Raw genomic sequence first — 22,823 nt, forward strand, 5'->3', positions numbered from 1 at the left:
CGCGACCCGCTACGACAAGCTCGCCGCCAACTACCGCGGCGGTGTCGTGCTCCGCGCCATCGTCATCTGGCTACAGCAATAAGCAGACACGCCCTAGGCGAGTTCAGACTCGTGGTCGACCGAAGCCCGGGTTTCGGTCGACCACAAGTCAGAACTCGCGGTCGGGGGCGACCAGGCGTTTCTTCTGCACCTTGCCCAGCTCGTTGCGGGGGAGTGAGGGCAGGAAGCGGATCTCGCGGGGTCGCTTGTGCGCGGACAGCTCCGCGCCGACGTACGCCGTGAGCTCCGTGGCCAGGTCGTCGCTGGCGTCGTACCCGTCGCGCAGGACGATGCAGGCGACGATGCGCTGCCCCAGGTCGGTGTCGGGCGGGCCGATGACGGCGCACTCGGCGACCGCGGGGTGGCCGAGCAGGGTGGACTCGATCTCGCCCGCACCGATCCGGTAGCCACCCGACTTGATCAGGTCGACCGAGGCGCGGCCGACGATGCGGTGCGCACCGTCGGGGGCGATGACGGCGACGTCGCCGGTGCGGAACCAACCGTCCTCGGTCCAGGACTCGGCGGTCGCGTCGGGGCGGTTGAGGTAGCCCGCGAACACGGTGGTGCCGCGGACCTGGAGCTGACCGACCGACTCCCCGTCGTGCGGGACCGGCTGGTCCTCGTCGTCGCGCAGCCGGGTCTCCACGCCCTCGATCGGGACGCCGACCCAGCTGGCGTGGGCGGTGCCGTCGGCGCGGGCCGCGACGGTGATCAGCGTCTCGCTCATCCCGTAGCGCTCGACGATCCGGTGACCGGTGAGCTCCGCGATCCGCTCGAAGACCGGGGTCGGCAGCGCGGCGCTGCCCGACACCAGCAGCCGCGCGTCGCGCAGGGCCATCGCGTGGTCGGGCGCCTCCGCGATCCGGCCCCACACCGTGGGGACGCCGAAGAACATCGTGGCGCCGGCGCGGGCCGCGTCGGCGTACCGCTCCGGGGTGGGGCGGCCGACGTGGTGCAGCCCGCCGCCGACGTGCAGCGGGCCGAGCACGCCGAGGATCAGGCCGTGCACGTGGAACAGCGGCAGCCCCTGCGCGAGCACGTCGTCGGCGGTCCAGCCCCACGCGTCGGCCAGCCCGTCGAGGCAGGCCAGGATCGACCGTCGCGGGAGCAGGACGCCCTTGGGCAGCCCGGTCGTGCCGGAGGTGTAGAGGACGAAGGCGACGTGGTCGGGGTCGAGGGCTGTCGGTGCGTACGGCGCCCGCGCGTCCAGCGGGGTCGGCAGGTGGGGCAGGTCGCTCTCCGGCGGAGGAGCGCCGAGCCAGGCCTGCGGCTTCGCGTCCTCGAGGACGTGCCGCAGCTCGGCCGCACCGGAGTCCGGCGGCACCAGCACGACGGTCGTCCCAGACAGCACGGAGGCGACGACGGCGAGCACCGTCTCCATGGTCGGTACGGCGTTGACGGCGACCCGGTCCAGGCCGGCCAGCCCCTCGGCGGCCGCGCTCGCCGCGGCGTACAGCTCGGAGGTCAGCAGCGTCGTGCCGCCGACGGTGACGGGGTGGTCGAGGACGACGGCGTCGGGCAGCAGGTGACTCACACCCGCATTCTGCCGGGGCAGGTCGACACGCCGTACCCGGCACCGGGGTATCGCGGGGCGCTGGTCGGGTAAAGATGATCGAGACCTCGGACGCGCCCGCGTCCACTCGGAAGGGGATGCATCATGGAACTTCTCTGGACCATCATCGTGACCCTCGTGGGCGGCCTGATCATCGGCCTGCTCGGCAAGGCGGTCGCACCCGGCGACCGCGACAACATCCCGCTCTGGCTCACCGTCGTGTGCGGTGTCATCGGCATGCTCGTCGGCAGCTTCGTCTACTGGGGCCTGTTCGGCCACAACAACAAGCCCTTCGACGGCCACGCGGCCACGTGGGACAACTCCACCAACGGCGTCGACTGGATCCGCCACCTGTGGCAGATCGTGGTCGCGGCGCTCGCGGTCATGGGAGCTGCCGTTGCGACCAGGCGGTCGAAGAACTTCTGACCCTACTCCTCGGGGCGGGTCATCGACTCCACGTCGAGCGCGGCGTCCAGCTGCTCCAGGCTGAGCTCGCCGCGCTCGACGTACCCCAGCGCGAGGACGGTCTCGCGGATCGTCGCGCCGTCGGCGAGCGCCTTCTTCGCGATCTTCGCGGCGGCCTCGTAGCCGATCATCCGGTTGAGCGGGGTGACGACCGAGGGCGAGCTCTCGGCGTACCGGCGCATCCGTGCGGGGTCGGCCGTGATTCCGTCGATGCAGCGGGTCGCGAGCGTGCGGCTGGCGGCGGCGAGCAGCCGGATCGACTCCAGCACGTTCCGCGCCAGGACCGGCATCGCCACGTTGAGCTCGAACGCGCCGCTCGCGCCCGCGGCCGTGACGGTCGCGTCATTGCCCATCACCTGCATGCAGACCATCAGCGTCGCCTCCGGCAGCACCGGGTTCACCTTGCCCGGCATGATGCTGGAGCCCGGCTGCAGGTCGGGCAGGTGGATCTCGGCCAGGCCCGTCGTCGGGCCGGAGCCCATCCAGCGCAGGTCGTTGCAGATTTTGGTCAGGCCCACGGCGTACGTCTTCAGGACGCCGGAGAGCTCGACCAGCGAGTCACGGGTGCCCTGCGCCTCGAAGTGGTTGCGCGCCTCGGTGAACTCCTGGCCGGTGGCGCTGTTCAGCGCGTCGATCGCCGCCTGCGCGAAGCCGGCCGGGGTGTTGATGCCGGTGCCGACGGCGGTGCCGCCGAGGGGGAGCTCCCGCACCCGGGGGAGTACGCCGAGCAGCCGCTCGCCCGTGAGCCGGACCGTGGCCGCGTAGCCGCCGAGCTCCTGGCCGAGCGTCACCGGCGTCGCGTCCATCAGGTGCGTGCGGCCGGACTTCACCAGGTCGCCGAACTCCTCGGCCTTCGCCTCGAGGGAGGTGGCGAGGACGTCGAGCGCCGGCAGCAGGTCGCGCACCACCGACAGGCTCGCGGCGACGTGGATCGCGGTCGGGAAGGTGTCGTTGCTGGACTGGCTGGCGTTGACGTGGTCGTTGGGGTGCACCTCCGTGCCGGCCGCCGCGGCCAGGCTGGCGATCACCTCGTTGGCGTTCATGTTGGAGCTGGTGCCGGACCCGGTCTGGAACACGTCGATGGGGAACTGGTCGTCGTGCCGGCCGGCCGCCACCTCCCGCGCGGCGCTCTCGACAGCGCTGGCCTGCGCGCCGGTGAGCACCCCGAGCTCGCCGTTGGCCACCGCCGCGGCCGCCTTCACCTCGCCCAGGGCGTGGATGAGGGCCGGTTCGATCGGCGTACCGCTGATCGGGAAGTTCTCCACCGCCCGCTGGGTCTGCGCCTTCCACAGCGCGTCGACCGGGACCTGCACCTCGCCCATCGAGTCGTGCTCGACGCGGAACTCGCTCATGCTCGCCACCGTAGCCCAGGCGGGTGCCGCCATCGGAGGCGTCGGTAGGGCAGGCTGGCGGCATGCACCACATCGGCATCGACCTCGCCTGGGGCGACCGCAGACCCACCGGGCTGGCCGTCGTCGACGAGGAGTGCCGGCTGGTGCACGTATCCACCGTGATCACCGACGACGAGATCGCGGCCGCCCTGGCGCCGTACGTCGACGGCGACTGCCTCGTCGCCATCGACGCTCCTCTCGTCGTCACCAACCCGACCGGCAACCGGGCCTGCGAGAAGGAGCTCAACCGCGACTTCGCCCGCTTCGACGCCGGCGCCCACCCGGCGAACACGGGCAAGCCCGAGTTCCAGGACCAACCCCGGGGTGCGCGGATCGCCGCACGGCTCAAGCTCGACCTGAACCCGCGCTCGGGTCGTGGCAGGCGCGCGATCGAGGTCTACCCGCATCCGGCCACCGTGGCGCTGTTCCGGCTCGGTCGGACGCTCAAGTACAAGAACCGGACCGGCCGCAAGGTCGAGCAGCTCCAGGCCGAGCTCACGGTCCTGATGGGACTGATCGAGGGTCTCGCCCACGCGTACCCGCCGCTGATCGTCGCGGGGGAGCGGTGGGGCGAGCTGACGTCGGCGGTGCACACCGCGCGCCGCAAGAGCGAGCTGCGGGTCGTCGAGGACCAGGTCGACGCGGTCCTGTGCGCCTATATCGGGCTCTTCGCCGACCGGAGGCCCGCATCGACGACGACGTACGGCGACGTCGAGACCGGCTACATCGTCACGCCGACCCTGCCCGAGGACCTCGAGCCGACACCGCGCGCCCGGCGGGCGGCGGCGGCCTCCGCGAAGGATGCCGGCGCAGCGGTGCGCGCCTATGCGGAGCGGTTCCCCGAGGTGCAGCGCGGCACCGAGCTGTACGTCCAGCTGGTGACCTCGATCCTCGACGACGCGGGCATCAACTACCTCACCGTCACGGGACGGGCGAAGGCCGTGACGTCCTTCGCGGGGAAGGCGGTGCGCACCGCCCACGGGCTGCCGCTCTACACGGACCCGCTGCGCGAGATCACCGACCAGATCGGGACGCGGGTCATCACCTACGTGCACAGCGACGTGCAGGCGGTGGCCGACCTCCTCGGTGAGTCCTTCGTGGTTCTCGACGATCGCGACATGGGTCAGGAGACGGCCAGCGAGGGCCGCTTCGGCTACGCCAGCCGGCACCTCCTGATCGGTGTCGACCCGGAGAGCGGGCTGCCCGGCTACGAAGGTCTACAGGGCCTGCACGCGCAGGTGCAGATCCGCACCGTGCTCCAGCACGCGTGGGCGGAGTTCGAGCACGACATCCGGTACAAGGGCACGATCCCCGATGCCCATGTGCCGGACTTCGACCGGCGCTTCACGCTCGCGGCGGGACTGCTGGAGCTCGCCGACCGCGAGTTCTCGACCATCCGCGACCGGTTGCGCGAGCCCCTCGCCGCCGAGGAGTCGGCTGCGGACGACGACGACCCGCGACTCAGCCCCCGCGAGCTGGCGGCCTTCCTCGCCGGTCAGTACGCCGATGCGGGCTGGTCGCGCACCGATCACTACGCCTGGATGGCAGGTCTCGTCCTCGAGCTCGGCATCACCTCGCTCGCCGAGCTGGGCGAGACGCTGCGCTCGGTCGACGGCGCGACGCTCGCGGAGCGCATGGACTACCGCTATCCGCCCGGCGCCGTACGCCGCCTCGACGACGCCCTGCTGTGGACCTACGGCGAGGACTACGTGCGGCTGAGCGGCAACGCCCACCGGGTCCCGTCGCTGCGGGCGAGGTTGGTGAAGATGCGGCCGGACCCCGTCTGAGGTCGCGGCCCGTCAGGCGGTGACGGCGTACCTACTCCGCGGACCGCACCCGGATCCCCGACAGCGGGACCGTGGTGGTGCCCGCGGGGTCGGTGAAGAAGTCGTTGCCCTTGTCGTCGACGACGATGAAGGCGGGGAAGTCCTCGACCTCGATCTTCCAGACGGCCTCCATGCCGAGCTCCGGGTACTCCAGCACCTCCTGGCTCTTGATGCAGTCCTGCGCCAGGCGGGCTGCCGGGCCGCCGATGGAGCCGAGGTAGAAGCCGCCGTAGGCGTCGCAGGCCTCGGTGACCTGCTTGCTCCGGTTGCCCTTGGCGAGCATCACCATCGAGCCGCCCTCGGCCTGGAAGGCCTTGACGTAGGAGTCCATCCGGCCGGCGGTGGTGGGACCGAAGGAGCCGGACGCCATGCCCTCGGGCGTCTTCGCCGGGCCGGCGTAGTAGACGGGGTGGTCCTTCAGGTACTGCGGCATGCCCTCGCCCGCGTCGAGCCGCTCCTGGATCTTCGCGTGCGCGATGTCGCGCGCGACCACGAGCGGACCGGTCAGGGACAGGCGCGTCTTGACCGGGTACTTCGTCAGCTCGGCGAGGATCTCGCTCATCGGCCGGTTGAGGTCGATCTTCACGACCTCGCCACCGGAGATGTCCTCGGCGACGCCCGCGTCGGGCATGTACTGCGCCGGATCGGTCTCGAGCTGCTCGAGGAAGACGCCCTCCGCCGTGATCTTGCCGAGCGCCTGCCGGTCGGCCGAGCAGGACACCGCGATCGCCACGGGGCACGAGGCGCCGTGGCGGGGGAGCCGGACGACGCGGACGTCGTGGCAGAAGTACTTGCCGCCGAACTGCGCGCCGATGCCGAAGGACTGGGTCAGCTTGAAGACCTCCTCCTCCAGCTCGACGTCGCGGAAGCCGTGGGCGTCCATCGACCCCTCGGTGGGCAGGTTGTCGAGGTAGTGCGCGCTGGCGTACTTGGCCGTCTTCAGCGCGAACTCCGCGCTGGTGCCGCCGATCACCACCGCGAGGTGGTACGGCGGGCAGGCGGCCGTGCCGAGCGAGCGGATCTTCTCGTCGAGGAACTCCAGCAGCCGCTTCGGGTTGAGGATCGCCTTCGTCTCCTGGAACAGGAACGACTTGTTGGCCGAACCGCCGCCCTTGGCCATGAAGAGGAACTTGTACTCCGGACCCTTCGGTCCCTGGGCGGTCGAGTAGAGCTCGATCTGCGCCGGCAGGTTGGAGCCGGTGTTCTTCTCGTCGTACATGGTCAGCGGCGCGAGCTGGCTGTAGCGCAGGTTCAGCTTGGTGTAGGCGTCGTAGACGCCGCGCGAGATCCACTCGGCGTCGTCGGCACCGGTGAGCACACCCTCGCTCTTCTTGCCCATCACGATGGCGGTGCCGGTGTCCTGGCACATGGGGAGCACGCCGCCCGCGCTGATGTTGACGTTCTTGAGCAGGTCCAGCGCGACGAAGCGGTCGTTCCCGGAGGCCTCCGGGTCGTCGATGATCTTGCGCAGCTGCTTGAGGTGCGCCGGCCGCAGGTAGTGGCTGATGTCGTGCATCGCCTCGGCGGTCAGCTGCTGGATCGCCTCGGGGGAGACCTTCAGGAACGTCTGCCCGTCGGGGCCCTCGACGGTCTCGACCCCCTCCGTCGTGATCAGCCGGTACGGCGTGTCGTCATGAGACGTCGGGAGGAGGTCGGAGTACCGGAACTCTGCGTCAGCCACGAACACCGAGGATAGGCGCTGCCGCGGACGACACGAGGGCCGGGCCGCATGGCGGCCCGGCCCTCGTCGAGGAGCACGTCGTCAGACGATCTGCGTGGCGGCGTACCCGATCTCGATGATCGCCCCGGCCTTGAACCCCGCCGTCGGGGAGCCGAGGGTGATGCGGATGGCCGTGATCGCGTTGGAGCGATTGACCGGGTTCCGCGAGCGCACGTTCAGCTCCACCTTGCCGAGCCCGGCGACGTCGAAGGTCGTGTTCGGGGCGACGTTGAGCGGGATCGACCTCCCGGCGATGACGAGGTTGACCGTCGACATGCTCAGACCGCTGGTCCAGCGGTGAGCCTTGACCGTGCCGCGCGCGACGACGTGGATGGCGTCGGCCTTGACGAGCCCGCCGAGCAGGTCGAGCCCGGCGACCTGGCTGGTGTTGCGGACGTTCGCGTTGCCGATCGCGTCCTTGGTCGAGGTCGTGGTCGTGGTGACCGCGCCGGTGGTGAGCAGGCCGGGGACGTTGACCGCGGCGGTCGTGTGCGTGATCGTCTTGCCCTTGCTGCCGTTGAAGGGCGTCCCGATCAGGGCCGTCGGGCTGCTCTCGATCTTGGCGAGGCCGCCGCTGTTGACGAGCACCCGGGTCCCGAAGGCGGCGCCGCCGAGCTGCGCACCAGGGTTGGGCGTGGCGTCGACGAAGAAGATCGTCTCCGGGTTGAGGGCGATCGTGACGTTGGCCGGCATGCCGGCCCGCGGCTGGAGCAGCGTGATGCCGAGACCCCAGCCCAGGGTGGCGGAGCCGGTGGCGTCGACCTTGTGCTGGGCGACGTTGAGGCTCACGGTGGCGACGCCCGGCACCGTCACCGCGTAGTTCTTCGGGATGTTCAGCGGCAGGTTCACCCCGGCGATGTGGATCCCGGCGAACTGGGTCGAACCGCTGCCCGTCGTGCGCCCGGCCGTCGTCGCGCTCGAGTTCAGCTGGGTGGTCATGGCGTCGATCCTGACCAGGCCGCCCAGGAGGTCCACGCCGGCGGTGCGGGCCCAGGAGTGGACGGTCGTGGTGTCGCCGGACTTCGTCGCCCAGGTCTTGGTCTGGACCGCACCGGTCTGGACCGCGTTGGCGACGTTGACCGCCGCGGTGTGGTTGGCGTCGGAGCCACCACGCGAGACACCGCTGACGGTGCTCGGAGCGGTCAGGTCGGACGTGACGGTGCCGTCGCCGAGCTGCACGTAGGTGCCGCCGGCGCTGGCCTGGTAGGCCCAGATCCTCGTCGCAGCCTGCGCCGACGAGGGCAGGGCGACCGGAGCGATCCCGAGGGCGAGCAGGGCGAAAAGAGGGAGCAGGAAACGCATCTTCATGGAGGGGACTCCGAATCCCGAGGGAGGGGTGGACAGGAGGTGCCCATCAGGATGTCACACGTGAGATCCGGGCGGTGTCTTGATGTCGACAGCAACCGATACCCCCTCAGGAGGAAGTCATGACCACCCGGATCCCTGCCACGGAGATCAACGGTCTGTACGGCGCACTGGTCAAGAAGTTCGCCACCAGGATGTTCGGCCAGGTCCCGGAGTCGCTCGGGGTGATGTGGCACAACGTGCCGGTCCTCAAGGCGAGCATGGGCTTCGGCCAGAAGCTGCAGAAATGGGACCGCTGCGACGAGAGCCTGAAGTCGTTCGCGCACATGGCGGTGGCGTCGTACATCGGCTGCACCTGGTGCCTGGACTTCAACTACTTCATGGCCAAGGACAAGGGCCTCGACCTCGCCAAGGCCCGGGAGATCCCGCGCTGGCGGGTCTCGACGGTGTTCACCCCGCTGGAGCGTGAGGTGCTGGAGTACGCCGAGGCGATGAGCTCCACGCCGGTCACGGTCACCGACGAGATGGTCGAAAGCCTCAACCGCCAGCTCGGACCGGCCGCCGTCGTGGAGCTCACCAACGTCATCGGCTTCGCCAACCTCACCACCCGCGGCAACGTCGCGCTCGGCATCGAGTCCGAAGGCTTCGCGGCCGCCTGCGGCCTGGCGCCCCTGGCCGAGCGTCCGACGCTCGATGTGGGGGGTCTGGGGGGCGGAGCCCCCCAGGGTGCGGTCGTAGGGTCGTGACCGTGAGCGCCGTCGACCCGTTCATCGCCCACCGCAGCCTGCTGTTCACGGTCGCCTACGAGATGCTCGGCTCCGCGGCCGACGCCGAGGACGTCGTCCAGGAGACGTGGCTGCGCTGGGCCGCGATGGAGGACGGTGCGCGGGCCGACGTCGTCGACCCGCGCGCCTACCTGGTGAGGATCGTGACCCGGCAGGCGCTCAACCGGCTGCGGACTCTGGCCCGGCGGCGCGAGGACTACGTCGGCGAGTGGCTGCCGGAGCCGCTGCTGACCACTCCGGACGTGGCCGAGGCCGTCGAGCTGGCCGAGAGCGTGTCGATCGCGATGCTCACCGTGCTCGAGACCCTCACACCGACCGAGCGGGCGGTCTTCGTGCTGCGCGAGGTCTTCGACCTGCCGTACGACGAGATCGGGGCCGCCGTCGACAAGACGGCGGCCGCGGTCCGGCAGGTGGCGCACCGGGCGCGCTCCCACGTCGAGGCCCGACGTCCGCGGGTCGCGGTGGACCGGAGCGAGCAGCAGGCCGTGGTCGAGCGGTTCCTGCGCGCGGTCACGACCGGCGACGTGCAGGGCCTCATGGACGTGCTCGCGCCGGACGTCGTGGTGATCGCGGACGGCGGCGGCTTCGCGACCGCGTCCCGGGTGCCGATCGAGGGTGCTGCGAAGGTGGTGAGGTTCCTCAAGAACTTCCCGCGGATCGTTCCCGACGCGGTCGTCGAGACGATCTGGATCAACGGTGCGCCGGCGGCGCGGCTGGACCTGGGGTCGTTCGGCCCCACGGCGATCAGCGTGCAGGTCGAGGACGGGCGGATCACCCGGATCTTCACCATGCGCAACCCGCACAAGCTGGAGCGGCTCGACGAGCCGACGGTGCTGCAGCGTTAGCTGTCGGACGTGGCCGCGGCTGCGGCGGCCGCCCGGGTGACCCAGGTGGGCGGCTTGCCGTAGCGCTGGCTGGGGATCAGCCGGCCGGCGGCGCAGTCGTCGAGCAGCTGCTGCATCCGCTTCTCGCGGGTGGCCTCCTGCTTGGCGGTGATCACCCAGTTGGCGCACAGGTGTCGGTACGACGGAGTGGCGACCGCCCAGAAGGCGCTGGCCGCGGCGTCGGCGGCCAGGCGTGCGGCGTACTCCGGCGGGAGCTCGGGCTTGACCGACTTCTCGTAGGCGTAGACCGTCGGCTCGCGGCGGACCTCCCAGATCGCCAGGCCGGGTGGCTGGATCCGGCCCTCGGCGCGGAGCTCCTCGAACGCGGCGAGGTTGATCTGGGACCAGTTGCTCGTCGGCTTGCGCGGGGTCCAGCGCTGGCGGATCGCGTCGTCGTCGATGCGCTCGACCTTGGAATCGATCCAGCCCCAGCACAGCGCCTCGCGCACGGCGTCCTCCCAGACGAGCCCGCGGTCGGGGACGTGCTTCTTGTACAGCCCCATCCAGAGCTCGGTCTCGGTCGCGTGGAAGCGCTCCAGCCACGCCGCGAACTCGGCGGCGTCGGCGAAGAAGCGGGCCGGCCGCTCCGGCGTACCGCCGAGGCGTCCGGGGAGCTCGTCGTCCATGGCGTCAGACTGCCACCCCGCGCCGACAGGGACGCCCTACGCTGAGCCCGTGCTGGACGAGTGGCAGGTGGCCGACCTGGACCTGGGCGCGTACCTCGCGCGGGTGGGTGTCGAGCCGCGCGAGCCGAGCGTGATCGCGCTGGGCGAGCTGCACGAGGCCCACGTGCGCACCTTCACCTTCGACAACATCGACGTGCTGCTCGACCAGCACCCGGGCGTCGCGCTGCCCGCGATCGCGGAGAAGTTCCTCGGCCGTGGGCGAGGTGGCTACTGCTTCGAGCACGGCTCGCTGTTCGCCGCGGTGCTCGAGCGGCTGGGGTACGACGTACGTCGCCAGCTCGGCCGCGTCGACAACCCGGGCGGTGTCGCGGCCCGCACCCACCTGACGGTCGGGGTCCGGCTCGGCGAGCGCTGGTGGCTGTGCGACCCGGGCTTCGGGATGAGCCTGATCCGGCCGATCCCACTGGAGGACGGCCGGGAGGCCGAGCACTACGGCTGGCGCAGCCGGGTCGTGGCGGCGCCGGAGGTCGGCGGGTTCGAGCTGCACCGCGAGCGCGACGGCGGGTGGCAGCGGCTGCACACGATCGACCTGCTCCCGGTCCACCCTTCCGACGTCGTCGAGGGCCACCACTTCACCAGCACCTTCCCGGCCTCGCACTTCCGGTCCGGGCTGATGGTCGCGCGCTACGTCGACAACCGGCACGTGACGCTGACCCACCAGGCCGTCACGATCAGGCGGGCCGGGCAGCCCACCGAGCACCGGCAGATCCGTCCCGACGAGGTGGGAGCGTGGCTGAACGAGCTCGCGGTGCCGCTGGCCACCGACGAGCGCACCCGGTTGCTCGCCAAGGTCGATCAGCTCGTGGCGCAGTAGACATCAGGCGCCGGGCATGGGCCGGCAGACCGGGTTGTTCCACCCACGTGCATACCTACGACGCCATCGTCATCGGGGCCGGTCAGGCCGGCCTGTCGGCGTCGTACCACCTGAAGAGGCTGGGCCTCGACCACCTGGTGCTGGACGCCGACGCGACCGCGGGCGGCGCCTGGCAGCACCGTTGGGACTCGCTCACGATGGCCGACGTGCACGGCGTCGCGGACCTGCCGGACGCGCCCGCTCCGGGTGGCTCGGAGGAACGGGCCAACGTGGTGGTCCCCGCGTGGTTCGGCGACTACGAGCGCACCCACGACCTGCCCGTCGAGCGGCCGGTGCGGGTGGACAGCGTGACCAGCGACGGTGACCTGCTCGTGGTGCACGCCGGACCGCGATCGTGGACCACCCGCACGATCGTCAACGCGACCGGCACCTGGACCCGGCCGTTCATCCCGTACTACCCCGGGGCGGGCACCTTCCTCGGCGAGCAGCTGCACACCGTCGACTACCCAGGACCCGCGTATTTCCATGGGAAACGCGTCCTCGTGGTCGGTGGCGGCGCTTCGGCGGTGCAGTTCCTCGGCGAGCTCGCGCCGACCACCTCGACCCTCTGGGTGACCCGGCGCGAGCCGGTCTGGAACCAGGAGCGGTTCGACGGTCGCGCCGCGATCGGGCAGGTGCTCGAGCGGGTGCGCTCGGGCCGTCCGCCGGCGAGCGTCGTGAGCGTGACCGGGCTGGCGCTGCGGCCGCAGGAGGCGCTCGCGGCGTCGCTGGGCGCCTACGACCGTCGCCCGATGTTCGAGCGGATCGAGCCGGACGGGGTGCGCTGGGCGGACGGCGCCTTCGAGCCGGTCGACGTCATCCTCTGGGCCACCGGCTTCCGCCCCGCGGTCGACCACCTGGCGCCGCTGCACCTGCGCTCGTCGTACGGCGGGATCGCGCTGCTGCCGGGCGGCAGCGACGTCCAGACCGCGGTGACGGCCGCGGCCGATCCGCGGGTGCAGCTCGTCGGCTACGGACCCTCGGCCAGCACCATCGGCGCGACGCGTGCTGGACGGGCCGCTGCCCTCGCCGTACGACGGCTGCTACTGTCGGCGTCGACCACACGGGAGTCCGCGGTAGCGGGCTGAGAGGGAGCTGACACCGCTCCGACCGTTGAACCTGATCCGGCTCATACCGGCGAAGGAACGTGAAGGAGCACCCGTTGGTGCCGAAGTTGATGTGCTTGGTGTCGTCCGTGGACGACCTCTCCCTGCTGCCCGCCCTCGTGGCCGCGGGGGTGGACTGCTTCCAGGTCCGCGACAAGACGCTGGACGGCGCTGGACTGGTGGCGCTGACCCGCGCCGCGCTCGCCACCGGCGCCACCGTGGTCGTCAACGACCGGGTCGACGTCGCGCTCGTGGCGGGCGCCCACGGTGTGCACGTCGGGGCGACTGACATCGCCGTGGCCGACGTACTGCGGATCGCGCCGGACCTGCTGGTCGGGGCGACCTGCCGGACCGGTGCGGACGTGGTGGCGGCGGCTGCGGCCGGTGCCGACTACGCCGGCGTCGGGCCGGTGTTCGTGTCGTCCTCGAAGGCGGGACTACCGGAGCCGCTGGGACCTGACGGGCTGGGTGGGGTGGTCGGGTCGGGCCTGCCGGTCGTGGCGATCGGGGGCATCACGCCGCGCAACGTCGGGCCCGTGGCGGACGTCGGCGCGCACGGGGTCGCCGTGATCGGTGGGATCTGGCGCGAGCCGGACCCGGTGGCCGCGGTCCGCGCGCTCGCGGAGGCACTGGGGCGATGAGGGTGCGCGTGCTCGGGGCCGGGATCATCGGCCTCGCCTGTGCCGAGGAGCTGCTCCGGCGCGGCCACGCGGTCGAGGTCGTCGATCCGGCCCCCGGGTCGGGGGCGTCGTACGCCGCGGCCGGGATGCTCTCGCCCGCCGGCGAGCTGTGGCACGGGGAGACCGAGCTGTTCCGGCTCGGCCGCGCGTCGCTGGTGCTGTGGCCCGGGTGGGCCGCCCGCCTCGGCGTACCGCTGCACACGACGGGGACGGTGCTGGCCGCCGCCGACGCCTCGGACCTCCAGGAGATCGACCGGCAGGTCGGGCTGCTCGCCGCGGCCGGTGTCGCGGCGGAGTCGCTGGACCGTCGGGAGGTCGTCGCGCGTGAGCCCGGGTTGGGGCGCGTGGTGGGCGGTGCGTACCTGCCGGACGACCACAGCGTCGACCCGCGGCGGGTCGTGGCGGCGCTGCTCGAGCGGGTTGGTCTCGATACGCCGCTCGCTGGCGCTCGCGGCTACTCAACCAACGAGGTCGACGTCACTGTGGTCGCCACCGGCGCGCGGCTCCCCGCGCCCTTCACCGACCTGGTCCGGCCGGTGCGCGGGGAGATCCTGCGGGTGCGTGTGGCGGGCCCGGCGCAGCGGCCGGCGCACACGGTGCGCGGCCTGGTCCACGGTCGGCCGGTGTACGTCGTCCCGCGGACCGGGTCCGACGAGGTGGTGATCGGGGCGACCTCGGAGGAGCACGACGGTCCCCCGGTCGTGACCGTCGAGGGGGTGCACGTGCTGCTCGACGCGGCGCGCGAGCTGCTGCCGGGGCTGGACCGGGCCGAGTTCGTCGAGGCGGTCGCCCGCGACCGGCCGGCCACCGCCGACCACCTGCCGCTCATCGGGCCGGTGGGGGAGGACGGGGTGCTGCTGGCGGCCGGGCACGGCCGCAACGGGGTGCTCCTCGCGCCGCTCACGGCGCAGCTGATCGCCGATCACGTCGATGCCAGGGAGGCAGCATGACCATCACCGTCAACGGATCCTCGCGCGACATCGACGCGGGCACGCACGTCGCCGACCTGCTGCCGCCGGACCCGGCCGGCATCGCGGTCGCGGTCAACGCGTGCGTCGTACCCCGCGCCGAGCACGCCACTACCCCGCTGGCCGACGGCGACGTCGTCGAGATCGTGACGGCGGTGCAGGGTGGCTGACCTGGTGATCGCCGGCGAGACGTTGTCGTCACGGTTGTTCCTCGGCACGGGCGGCCTGCCGCGCATGGACCTCGTGGAGCCCGTCGTCGATGCGGCGGCGCCCGGCCTGGTGACGGTGTCGGTACGCCGCACCTCGGGCACCTCGGACGGAGGGCTGCTGGCCACGCTGCTGGGTCTCGGCGTACGCCTGCTGCCGAACACGGCCGGCTGTCGGACGGCCCGCGAGGCGGTGCTGACCGCCGAGCTCGCCCGGGAGGCGCTCGGAACGTCGTGGGTGAAGCTCGAGGTGATCGGCGACGAGATCTCCCTGCTGCCCGACGCGATCGAGCTGCTGGAGGCGGCCGCGACCCTGGTGCGGATGGGCTTCACGGTGCTGCCCTACACGACCGACGACCCCGTGCTGGCGCGTCGCCTGCAGGACGCGGGATGCGCGGCCGTGATGCCTCTCGGCTCGCCGATCGGGTCCGGGCTGGGCGTGCTCAACCCGCACGCGATCGAGGCCGTCCGGGCGGCGGTGTCGGTGCCGGTGGTCCTCGACGCGGGGGTCGGCACGGCGTCCGACGCAGCGCTCGCGATGGAGTTGGGCTGCGACGCGGTGCTGGCCGCGACCGCGATCACCCGCGCCGACGACCCGGCGCGGATGGCGCAGGCGCTGCGGCTCGGCGTCGAGGCGGGGGTGGCCGCGCGTGAGGCGGGCCGGATCCCGCGGAGGGCGACCGCACGGGCCTCGTCCCCGGTCGCGGGCATGGTCGGGCGGGCGTGATGGACCTGCCCCGCCTGCTGCTCCTCACCGACCGCTCGCAGCTGCGGCTCGGGCGGTCCCTGGTCCGCACCGTCGCGGAGTGCGTCGAGGCCGGTGCCACCCACGTGGTCCTGCGTGAGCTCGACGAGCCTGAGGCGGCCCGGGCCGCCCTGGCCGCCGCCCTCGTCGGCGTCGGGGCCACCGTGATCACCGCCCACACACCGTTGCCCGGGGCTGTCGGTCTCCACTTGCCTGCCGGCAAGCAAGTACTTACCTGCCGGCAAGCAAGCGGCGGGGCATGGGGTCGCTCGTGCCACTCGCCGGAGGCCGTGCGGGCCGCCGCGGAGGAGGGGGCCGCCTGGGCCACCCTCTCGCCGTACGCCGCCACCGACTCCAAGCCCGGCTACGGACCGTCGTTGCCCCCGACCGCCTTCCAGGACCTCCCGATCCCCGTCTTCGCCCTCGGCGGGATCACCCCGGCCAACGCCGCGGAAGCACGACGCGACGGCGCCCACGGCGTCGCCGTGATGGGAGCCGTCATGCGGGCCCACGACCCGGCCGAGGTCGTCAGCGCCCTCCTCGAGGCCGTCCGATGACCCCGCCCGTCGTCCTCACCGTCGCCGGCACCGACTCGTGCGGCGGCGCCGGCATCGCCGCCGACCTCGCCACCTTCGCGGCCCTCGGCGTGCACGGCGCGTGCGTCGTCACCGCCGTCACCGCCCAGGACACGGTCGCGGTCCGCGGGATCCACACGATCCCCCTCGAGGTGGTGGCCGCCCAGCTCGACGCCGTCCTCAGCGACCTCGACCCGGCCGTCGTCAAGACCGGCATGCTCGGCACACCCGAGGTCGTCGCGCTCGTCGCGGAGAGGTGCACGGGCCGCACCCTCGTCGTCGACCCGGTCCTCCGCGCCTCCACCGGCGCGACCCTCGCCGACGCCGCCGTGCGCGACGCCTACCGCGCGCACCTGATCCCGGTCGCCACCGTCATCACCCCGAACCAGGAGGAGCACGAGGCCCTCGGTCGCCCCGAGCACCCGGGGCTCGTCCTCACCGCGGGCGGCGACCTCCCGACGACCAACGACCACGGCACCGGCTGCACCCACGCGAGCGCGCTGGCGGCGTACCTCGCCCTGGGTCACGACCTCCCCGACGCAGCGAGAAGTGCTGACACCTTCGTCCGCCGCCAGCTGCTGATCGGCCAGGACTGGGAGCTCGGCCGCGGCCGGGGTCCCGTCGCGCACGTCCACCCCACCCAACCGAGGAGCACAGCATGAACCAGGTCCACCCCGCCCACACCCGCGTCCTCACCGGCGACCTCGAGGTCCCCGTCACCCGCGTGCAGCTCACCAACGGCGAGACCTTCGACCGCTACACCACCGCCGGCCCCGGCTCGGTCCCCGAGGAGGGCCTGCCGCACCTCCGCAAGGAGTGGATCGACGAGCGTGGCGACCGCACCCGCCCCAACGTCACCCAGATGCACTACGCCCGCCAGGGCATCGTCACCAAGGAGATGGAGTACGTCGCCCAGCGCGAGCGCTGCGACATCGAGCTGGTCCGCAGCGAGGTGGCCGCGGGCCGCGCGATCATCCCGGTCAACATCAACCACCCCGAGTCCGAGCCGATGATCATCGGCCGCCGGTTCCTGGTGAAGGTCAACGCCAACATCGGCAACTCCGCGGTCACGTCCAGCATCGCCGAGGAGGTCGACAAGCTCACTCACGCGATCACCTGGGGCGCCGACACCGTCATGGACCTCAGCACCGGCGACGACATCCACGCGACCCGCGAGTGGATCATCCGCAACAGCCCGGTCCCGATCGGCACCGTGCCGATCTACCAGGCCTTGGAGAAGGTCAAGGGCCAGGCCGACAAGCTCACCTGGGAGCTGTTCCGCGAGACCGTCATCGAGCAGGCCGAGCAGGGCGTCGACTACATGACGATCCACGCCGGCGTGCTGCTGCGCTACGTCCCGATGACCGCGCACCGCGTCACCGGCATCGTCAGCCGCGGCGGCTCGATCATGGCCGGCTGGTGCCTGGCCCACCACGAGGAGAACTTCCTCTACACCCACTTCGACGAGCTCTGCGAGATCTTCAAGAGGTACGACGTCAGCTTCTCCCTCGGCGACGGCCTCCGCCCGGGCGCGACCGCCGACGCCAACGACGAGGCCCAGCTCTCCGAGCTGCGCACCCTCGCCGAGCTGACGAAGCGCGCCTGGGAGCACGACGTCCAGGTGATGGTCGAGGGCCCCGGCCACGTCCCGCTCAACCTGGTCGAGGAGAACGTCGTGCTGCAGCAGGACTGGTGCCACGGCGCGCCCTTCTACACGCTCGGCCCGCTCGTCACCGACATCGCGCCCGGCTACGACCACATCACCAGTGCCATCGGCGCGGCCACGATCGCGATGCACGGCACCGCGATGCTCTGCTACGTCACGCCCAAGGAGCACCTCGGCCTGCCGAACAAGGACGACGTGAAGACCGGCGTCATCACGTACAAGCTCAGCGCCCACGCGGCCGACGTCGCGAAGGGCCACCCGCACGCGCGCGAGTGGGACGACGCGCTGTCGAAGGCGCGTTTCGAGTTCCGCTGGCACGACCAGTTCGCGCTGTCGCTCGACCCGGTCACCGCGATGGCGTTCCACGACGAGACGTTGCCCGCCGAGAACGCCAAGACCGCCCACTTCTGCTCGATGTGCGGCCCGAAGTTCTGCTCGATGCGGATCAGCCAGGACGTGCGCAAGCAGTTCGCCCAGAAGTCCGCGGAGTTCGTCGAGATGGGCAGCAGCGTCTACGTCGAGGCCTGAGGTCGAGGCCTGAGAAGACGCCTTGGCCGCCGCCCGTCGCTTTGGCAGGGTGGTCGCATGCTCTCGGACGCGAACAGCGAGTGGTGGCGCGACGCCGTCATCTACCAGGTCTACCCGCGCAGCTGGGCGGACGCCGACGGTGACGGCGTGGGCGACCTGCCCGGCGTCACGAGCCGGCTGCAGCACCTGGTCGACCTCGGCGTCGACGCCATCTGGCTCTCGCCGTTCTACACCTCCCCGCAGAACGACGCCGGGTACGACGTCGCCGACTACCGCGACGTCGATCCGCTGTTCGGGAAGCTGGCGGACGCCGACGCGATGATCGCGCGGGCCCACGAGCTGGCCCTGCGCGTCATCGTCGACCTGGTCCCCAACCACTCCTCCTCGGAGCACCCGTGGTTCCAGGCAGCGCTCGCCAGCCCGCCCGGCAGCCCCGAGCGGGCGCGCTACCTCTTCCGCGACGGCAAGGGCCCGGGCGGCGAGGAGCCGCCGAACAACTGGCCGAGCGTGTTCGGCGGCCCGGCCTGGGAGCGGGTCGAGGGCGGGCAGTCGTACCTGCACCTCTTCGACGCCTCCCAGCCCGACTTCGACTGGACCAACCCCGAGGTCCGCGCCGAGATGGAGTCGGTGCTCCGGTTCTGGCTGGACCGTGGCGTCGACGGCTTCCGGGTCGACGTGGCGCACGGGCTGGTCAAGGAGCCGGGCCTGCCCGACCAGGACATGTCGCTGGACCCGCAGAAGGTGGAGACCCGCGAGTTCCCCATGTGGGACCGCGACGGGGTGCACGAGATCTACCGCAGCTGGCGCACCCTCCTCGACGAGTACGACGGCGAGCGGATCCTCTGCGCCGAGGCCTGGGTGACCCCGACCGAGCGGCTCGCCCGCTACGTCCGGCCCGACGAGATGCACCAGACCTTCAACTTCGACTACCTGCTGACCCCGTGGCTCGCGCCCCTGCAGCGCGCCGCCATCGACCGCTCCCTGGAGTCGACGGGTGCGGTCGGCGCCCCCGCGACCTGGGTGCTGTCGAACCACGACGTGCCGCGTCACGCGACGCGGCTCGGCTACCCGCCGACGCCGACGGTCTCCATCGCCGGCATCGGTGCCGACGACCCGCAGCCCGACGCCGCGCTCGGCCTGCGACGAGCCCGCGCGGCGACCACGCTGATGCTGGCGCTGCCCGGATCGGCGTACCTCTACCAGGGCGAGGAGCTCGGCCTGCCCGACGCGACCCGGCTGCCCGACGAGGCGCGGCAGGACCCGACGTACGAGCGCTCGGGCCACCGCGACCGCGGCCGCGACGGCTGCCGGGTGCCGGTGCCGTGGCACAGCGGCACGCCGTCGTACGGCTTCGGCCCGGGGGAGGCGAGCTGGCTCCCGCAGCCCGAGGAGTACGGCGACCTCGCCCCCGACCGCCAGGACGGCGACCCGGGCTCGACGCTCGAGCTCTACCGCACCCTGCTGCGGCTGCGCCGCGAGCGCGGGTTGGGTCGTTCGACGCTGGCGTGGGACGACGCGACGGACGAGGACCTGCTGTCGCTCACCCTCACCACGGACGCAGGCACGACCGCCGTCCTGGTCAACTTCGGCCCCGCCGTCGTGAAGCTTCCGCCGGACGCCGAGGTCCTGGTCGCGAGCGGACCGCTGGACGCCGGCGGCCTCCCGACCGACACGGCGGTGTGGTTGCAATCCGGGGACTGACCGTCCTAGTTTGAGGACTGTGACGGGCGTCACGCTTCCATCTCGGGAAGGGGAGTGCCGGTGGTCAGCTCCATCCGACGGGTTCCGAAGGGCCGCGGTCGTTCGCCGTACCGCAGGTCGGCCCTGATCCTCACCGGCACGCTCGTCGCCTCGCTGCTCAGCGGGTGCGGCGGCAGCGGCGGCGTACCGGTCATCAACCTGTACGGCGGCGCCGCGGAGACCGGCTTCGACAAGATCATCGCCGAGTGCAACCAGCAGGCCCACGGGGCGTACAAGATCGTCGGCAACCTGCTGCCCAGCGACGCCGACGGCCAGCGCGAGCAGCTGGTCCGCCGACTCGCCGCGCACAGCGACAGCATGGACCTGCTCGGCCTCGACGTGACGTGGACCGCCGAGTTCGCGCAGGCCGGCTGGATCCGGGAGCTGACCGGCGACCAGCGCGCCGCCGCGTCGAAGGACGTCGTCAAGCCCGCTCTGGCCACGGCGACGTGGCAGGGCAAGCTCTACGCGATCCCGAAGCACACCAACGTCCAGCTGCTCTGGTACCGCAAGTCGCTCACCCCGACCCCGCCGACGACCTGGGACCAGGTCGTCGCCGACGCCCAGAAGCTGAAGAGCGAGGGCAAGCCGCACGTCATCTCCGTCACCGGGCGGGAGTACGAGGGCTACGTGGTGCTGTTCAACACCATCCTGTCCTCGCTCGGCGGCACGATCGTCAACGCCGACAGCACCCAGGTCACCATCGACGACAAGACCACGCAGGCGCTGAAGATCATCCACGACCTCGCCACCGACGGGCTCGGCAGCCCGTCGATGTCGGTCAGCCAGGAGCAGGAGGTGTTCCAGCAGATCCAGACCGGCGAGGCCGCCTTCGCCCTCAACTGGCCCTACACCTACGGCTCGATGAAGACCGCCGACCCGGCGGTCTACAAGGACCTGGCGTGGACCACCCTGCCGTCCTTCGCGCCCGGCCAGCCGGGCCGCGCCACGCTGGGCGGGATGAACCTGGCGATCAGTGCCTACAGCAAGCACCCGCAGCAGGCGTACGACGCCGCCATGTGCCTGCGCTCGCCCGAGCACGAGGTCGAGTTCGCGGCCGCGGGCAACGAGCCGCCGGTGCTGGCCAGCCTGTACCAGGACAAGCAGCTGCAGGCGGCGTACCCGGAGTACAAGGAGATCCTCGCCGAGCTGAGGACGGCCGTGCCGCGACCCGCGACGCCGCTGTACCAGAACATCTCGACGGTCATCTCCTCCACGCTGTCGCCCCCGGCGAGCATCGACCCGCCGGCGACCACCGAGGCGTTGACGTCGGCGATCCAGCAGGCGATCGATGGGAAGGGGATCCTGCCGTGAGCACCACCACCGAGGAGGTCGCCGGCGCCGAGATCGCCCGGCAGCGGCACAGCGAGGGCAAGCGGCAGGAGCGCCGGCTCGGCCTGCTGCTCTGCGCGCCGGCCGTCATCACCATGCTGGTCGTGACGGCGTACCCGATCCTCTACGCGATCTGGCTGTCGTTCTTCCGCGCCGACCTGCGCACCCCCGGGCAGAACAAGTTCATCTGGTTCGACAACTACGTGACCGTGCTCAGCAACGACCTGTGGTGGAAGGCTTTCGGGTTCACGATCCTGCTCACGGTGGTGAGCACGGCGCTGGAGCTGGCGCTCGGGATGCTGCTCGCGATCGTCATGCACCGCACCCTCGTCGGTCGCGGCCTCGTGCGTACCTCGGCACTGGTCCCCTACGCGATCGTCACCGTGGTGGCAGCGTTCTCGTGGCAGTTCGCGTGGACCGCCCACGTCGGCTGGCTCTCCCACCTGTTCGGGGGCAGTGCGCCCTTGACCCAGAAGTGGCCCTCCTTCTGGATCATCGTGCTGGCCGAGGTGTGGAAGACGGTGCCCTTCATGGCGCTGCTGCTGATGGCGGGTCTCTCGCTGGTGCCCGAGGACCTGCTCAAGGCCGCCTCGCTCGACGGGGCGAGCGCCTGGCAGCGGTTCTGGAAGGTGACGGTGCCGCTGATCAAGCCGTCGATCCTCGTCGCCCTGCTGTTCCGCACCCTCGACGCGTTCCGCATCTTCGACAACATCTTCGTGCTGACGGCCGGCAGCAACGACACGAGATCGGTCTCGATGCTCGCCTACGACAACCTGATCCGGGGCCTGAACCTCGGTATCGGCTCGACCATGTCGGTGCTGATCTTCGTCTCCATCGCGATCATCTCGTTCGTGTTCGTGAAGGTCTTCGGCGCGGCGGCCCCGGGCCAGGAGGAGGGACGCTGACATGAGTGCACAGACCGCGACTCCCGCGAAGAAGCTCGGCTGGGCGGCGATCGACCTGATCGTCCTGGTCTACGCCTTCGTCCCGGTGTTCTGGATCCTCGCGCTGTCGTTCAAGAGCGACGCCACGCTCAACGACGGCAAGTACTGGCCGACCGGCGCCACCTGGGACAACTACCGCAAGATCTTCGAGAACGCCGACTTCACCCGGGCGCTCATCAACTCGATCGGCATCTGCCTGATCTCGACGTTCATCGCGCTGCTGTTCGGCACCATGGCGGCGTACGCCATCGCGCGGCTCGACTTCCCGGGCAAGCGCGCGATCGTGGCGATGTCGCTGCTGATCTCGATGTTCCCGCAGATCGCGCTGGTGACGCCGCTGTTCAAGATCGAGACCGCGACGCACCTGTTCGACACCTGGCCGGGCCTGATCCTGCCGTACATCACCTTCGCGCTGCCGCTGGGCATCTACACGCTCTCGGCGTTCTTCCGGGAGATCCCGTGGGAGCTGGAGAAGGCGGCGAAGATGGACGGCGCCACGCCGTACCAGGCCTTCCGGAGGGTGATCGCGCCGCTGGCCATGCCCGGTGTCTTCACCACCGCGATCCTGGTCTTCATCGCGGCCTGGAACGACTTCCTGTTCTCGATCTCGCTGACCGCCACCGACAACGCGCGCACGGTGCCGGCGGCCATGGCCTACTTCACCGGCGCCACCACCTACGAGAAGCCCACGCAGCCGATCGCGGCCGCGGCGGTGGTGATCACGATCCCCATCGTCCTGTTCGTCCTGTTCTTCCAGCGCCGCATCGTCGCTGGTCTGACCTCGGGAGCGGTCAAGGGCTGAGCGCCCGGACCGAGAAGGAGAGCAC

At 71.4% G+C, this 22,823-nt stretch carries 22 protein-coding genes and 1 riboswitch; of the genes, 17 read left to right on the top strand and 5 right to left on the bottom strand.

Annotated features, from left to right (window positions below):
• Positions 1–148: 148 nt before the first annotated feature.
• On the bottom strand, positions 149–1,573 hold the full coding sequence (locus tag ACYVAQ_RS22640) for an acyl-CoA synthetase (protein ID WP_460792861.1): 1,425 nt from the start codon (positions 1,571–1,573) through the stop codon (positions 149–151).
• A 123-nt stretch (positions 1,574–1,696) separates the two neighbouring features.
• Between ACYVAQ_RS22640 and ACYVAQ_RS22645 the strand changes: the two genes are divergently transcribed.
• Positions 1,697–2,017, top strand: coding sequence for a hypothetical protein (locus tag ACYVAQ_RS22645; protein ID WP_460792862.1), 321 nt, complete (start codon positions 1,697–1,699; stop codon positions 2,015–2,017).
• Positions 2,018–2,019: 2 nt separating this feature from the next.
• On the opposite strand, the gene ACYVAQ_RS22650 is transcribed toward ACYVAQ_RS22645, so the two are convergent.
• Positions 2,020–3,408 (bottom strand): class II fumarate hydratase, encoded by a 1,389-nt coding sequence (locus ACYVAQ_RS22650; protein WP_460792863.1) that lies wholly within the window; start codon positions 3,406–3,408, stop codon positions 2,020–2,022.
• 62 nt (positions 3,409–3,470) lie between these two features.
• On the opposite strand from ACYVAQ_RS22650, the gene ACYVAQ_RS22655 reads away from it, so the two are divergent.
• A complete protein-coding gene (locus ACYVAQ_RS22655; RefSeq protein WP_460792864.1) occupies positions 3,471–5,234 on the top strand; it encodes a DUF429 domain-containing protein in 1,764 nt (587 codons plus the stop codon).
• 31 nt (positions 5,235–5,265) lie between these two features.
• Here the strand turns inward: ACYVAQ_RS22655 and ACYVAQ_RS22660 are convergent, their stop codons facing one another.
• Both ACYVAQ_RS22660 and ACYVAQ_RS22665 read right to left on the bottom strand, forming a co-directional pair.
• Positions 5,266–6,954: a fumarate hydratase gene (locus ACYVAQ_RS22660; protein WP_460792865.1), complete on the bottom strand. Its 1,689-nt coding sequence runs from the start codon at positions 6,952–6,954 to the stop codon at positions 5,266–5,268.
• Positions 6,955–7,035: 81 nt separating this feature from the next.
• Positions 7,036–8,301 carry a choice-of-anchor P family protein gene (locus tag ACYVAQ_RS22665; RefSeq protein WP_460792866.1) on the bottom strand — a complete coding sequence of 422 codons (1,266 nt, stop codon included), beginning with the start codon at positions 8,299–8,301 and terminating at the stop codon, positions 7,036–7,038.
• Positions 8,302–8,420: 119 nt separating this feature from the next.
• Here ACYVAQ_RS22665 and ACYVAQ_RS22670 point away from each other — a divergent pair, with 119 nt between their 5' ends.
• Positions 8,421–9,044 (top strand): carboxymuconolactone decarboxylase family protein, encoded by a 624-nt coding sequence (locus ACYVAQ_RS22670; RefSeq protein WP_460792867.1) that lies wholly within the window; start codon positions 8,421–8,423, stop codon positions 9,042–9,044.
• A 2-nt stretch (positions 9,045–9,046) separates the two neighbouring features.
• Positions 9,047–9,928 carry an RNA polymerase sigma-70 factor gene (locus ACYVAQ_RS22675; protein ID WP_460792869.1) on the top strand — a complete coding sequence of 294 codons (882 nt, stop codon included), beginning with the start codon at positions 9,047–9,049 and terminating at the stop codon, positions 9,926–9,928.
• On the opposite strand, the gene ACYVAQ_RS22680 is transcribed toward ACYVAQ_RS22675, so the two are convergent.
• Positions 9,925–10,593 carry a YdeI/OmpD-associated family protein gene (locus ACYVAQ_RS22680; RefSeq protein ID WP_460792870.1) on the bottom strand — a complete coding sequence of 223 codons (669 nt, stop codon included), beginning with the start codon at positions 10,591–10,593 and terminating at the stop codon, positions 9,925–9,927. The two genes, ACYVAQ_RS22675 and ACYVAQ_RS22680, sit on opposite strands and share 4 nt — an antisense overlap.
• A gap of 49 nt (positions 10,594–10,642) precedes the next feature.
• On the opposite strand from ACYVAQ_RS22680, the gene ACYVAQ_RS22685 reads away from it, so the two are divergent.
• From ACYVAQ_RS22685 to ACYVAQ_RS22745, 13 genes are all read left to right on the top strand, one after another.
• Positions 10,643–11,467 (top strand): arylamine N-acetyltransferase family protein, encoded by an 825-nt coding sequence (locus ACYVAQ_RS22685; protein ID WP_460792871.1) that lies wholly within the window; start codon positions 10,643–10,645, stop codon positions 11,465–11,467.
• Positions 11,468–11,514: 47 nt separating this feature from the next.
• Positions 11,515–12,594, top strand: a complete 1,080-nt coding sequence (locus tag ACYVAQ_RS22690) for an NAD(P)-binding domain-containing protein (protein WP_460792872.1) — start codon at positions 11,515–11,517, stop codon at positions 12,592–12,594.
• A riboswitch (TPP riboswitch) is annotated at positions 12,561–12,669 on the top strand. (Overlaps the previous gene by 34 nt.)
• Before the next feature lie 32 nt (positions 12,670–12,701).
• Entirely contained in the window at positions 12,702–13,253 is a 552-nt protein-coding gene (locus ACYVAQ_RS22695; protein WP_460792873.1) for a thiamine phosphate synthase, read from the top strand.
• Positions 13,250–14,242, top strand: a complete 993-nt coding sequence (gene thiO / locus ACYVAQ_RS22700) for a glycine oxidase ThiO (protein ID WP_460792874.1) — start codon at positions 13,250–13,252, stop codon at positions 14,240–14,242. The genes ACYVAQ_RS22695 and thiO overlap by 4 nt, the downstream gene beginning before the upstream one ends.
• Positions 14,239–14,430, top strand: coding sequence for a sulfur carrier protein ThiS (gene thiS / locus ACYVAQ_RS22705; RefSeq protein WP_460792875.1), 192 nt, complete (start codon positions 14,239–14,241; stop codon positions 14,428–14,430). The genes thiO and thiS overlap by 4 nt, the downstream gene beginning before the upstream one ends.
• Before the next feature lies 1 nt (position 14,431).
• Complete coding sequence (locus ACYVAQ_RS22710) at positions 14,432–15,193, top strand: thiazole synthase (protein ID WP_460792907.1); 762 nt, start codon at positions 14,432–14,434, stop codon at positions 15,191–15,193.
• The gene (locus tag ACYVAQ_RS22715) at positions 15,193–15,768 is read left to right on the top strand and encodes a thiamine phosphate synthase (protein WP_460792876.1); all 576 of its coding nucleotides are present in this window, start codon (positions 15,193–15,195) and stop codon (positions 15,766–15,768) included. Before ACYVAQ_RS22710 ends, ACYVAQ_RS22715 begins: the two co-directional genes overlap by 1 nt.
• Positions 15,765–16,448, top strand: coding sequence for a bifunctional hydroxymethylpyrimidine kinase/phosphomethylpyrimidine kinase (locus tag ACYVAQ_RS22720; protein WP_460792877.1), 684 nt, complete (start codon positions 15,765–15,767; stop codon positions 16,446–16,448). Before ACYVAQ_RS22715 ends, ACYVAQ_RS22720 begins: the two co-directional genes overlap by 4 nt.
• On the top strand, positions 16,445–17,980 hold the full coding sequence (thiC, locus tag ACYVAQ_RS22725) for a phosphomethylpyrimidine synthase ThiC (protein WP_460792878.1): 1,536 nt from the start codon (positions 16,445–16,447) through the stop codon (positions 17,978–17,980). The genes ACYVAQ_RS22720 and thiC overlap by 4 nt, the downstream gene beginning before the upstream one ends.
• Positions 17,981–18,037: 57 nt before the next feature.
• Complete coding sequence (locus ACYVAQ_RS22730; RefSeq protein ID WP_460792880.1) at positions 18,038–19,681, top strand: glycoside hydrolase family 13 protein; 1,644 nt, start codon at positions 18,038–18,040, stop codon at positions 19,679–19,681.
• A 60-nt stretch (positions 19,682–19,741) separates the two neighbouring features.
• A complete protein-coding gene (locus ACYVAQ_RS22735) occupies positions 19,742–21,034 on the top strand; it encodes an ABC transporter substrate-binding protein (protein WP_460792882.1) in 1,293 nt (430 codons plus the stop codon).
• Positions 21,031–21,957: a carbohydrate ABC transporter permease gene (locus ACYVAQ_RS22740; RefSeq protein WP_460792883.1), complete on the top strand. Its 927-nt coding sequence runs from the start codon at positions 21,031–21,033 to the stop codon at positions 21,955–21,957. Before ACYVAQ_RS22735 ends, ACYVAQ_RS22740 begins: the two co-directional genes overlap by 4 nt.
• Position 21,958: 1 nt before the next feature.
• A complete protein-coding gene (locus ACYVAQ_RS22745; RefSeq protein ID WP_460792884.1) occupies positions 21,959–22,798 on the top strand; it encodes a carbohydrate ABC transporter permease in 840 nt (279 codons plus the stop codon).
• The last annotated feature ends 25 nt before the right edge of the window (positions 22,799–22,823 follow it).

The sequence above is a fragment of the Nocardioides maradonensis genome, from assembly GCF_054777115.1.

Bases quoted from the DNA above. Each gene is read 5' to 3' on its own strand.
- ACYVAQ_RS22730 (WP_460792880.1), top strand. From the start codon at position 18,038: ATGCTCTCGGACGCGAACAGCGAGTGGTGGCGCGACGCCGTCATCTAC.
- ACYVAQ_RS22745 (WP_460792884.1), top strand. From the start codon at position 21,959: ATGAGTGCACAGACCGCGACTCCCGCGAAGAAGCTCGGCTGGGCGGCG.
- ACYVAQ_RS22680 (WP_460792870.1), bottom strand. From the start codon at position 10,593: ATGGACGACGAGCTCCCCGGACGCCTCGGCGGTACGCCGGAGCGGCCG.
- ACYVAQ_RS22715 (WP_460792876.1), top strand. From the start codon at position 15,193: ATGGACCTGCCCCGCCTGCTGCTCCTCACCGACCGCTCGCAGCTGCGG.
- ACYVAQ_RS22655 (WP_460792864.1), top strand. From the start codon at position 3,471: ATGCACCACATCGGCATCGACCTCGCCTGGGGCGACCGCAGACCCACC.
- ACYVAQ_RS22720 (WP_460792877.1), top strand. From the start codon at position 15,765: ATGACCCCGCCCGTCGTCCTCACCGTCGCCGGCACCGACTCGTGCGGC.
- ACYVAQ_RS22665 (WP_460792866.1), bottom strand. From the start codon at position 8,301: ATGAAGATGCGTTTCCTGCTCCCTCTTTTCGCCCTGCTCGCCCTCGGG.
- ACYVAQ_RS22645 (WP_460792862.1), top strand. From the start codon at position 1,697: ATGGAACTTCTCTGGACCATCATCGTGACCCTCGTGGGCGGCCTGATC.
- thiS (WP_460792875.1), top strand. From the start codon at position 14,239: ATGACCATCACCGTCAACGGATCCTCGCGCGACATCGACGCGGGCACG.
- thiC (WP_460792878.1), top strand. From the start codon at position 16,445: ATGAACCAGGTCCACCCCGCCCACACCCGCGTCCTCACCGGCGACCTC.
- thiO (WP_460792874.1), top strand. From the start codon at position 13,250: ATGAGGGTGCGCGTGCTCGGGGCCGGGATCATCGGCCTCGCCTGTGCC.
- ACYVAQ_RS22670 (WP_460792867.1), top strand. From the start codon at position 8,421: ATGACCACCCGGATCCCTGCCACGGAGATCAACGGTCTGTACGGCGCA.
- ACYVAQ_RS22650 (WP_460792863.1), bottom strand. From the start codon at position 3,408: ATGAGCGAGTTCCGCGTCGAGCACGACTCGATGGGCGAGGTGCAGGTC.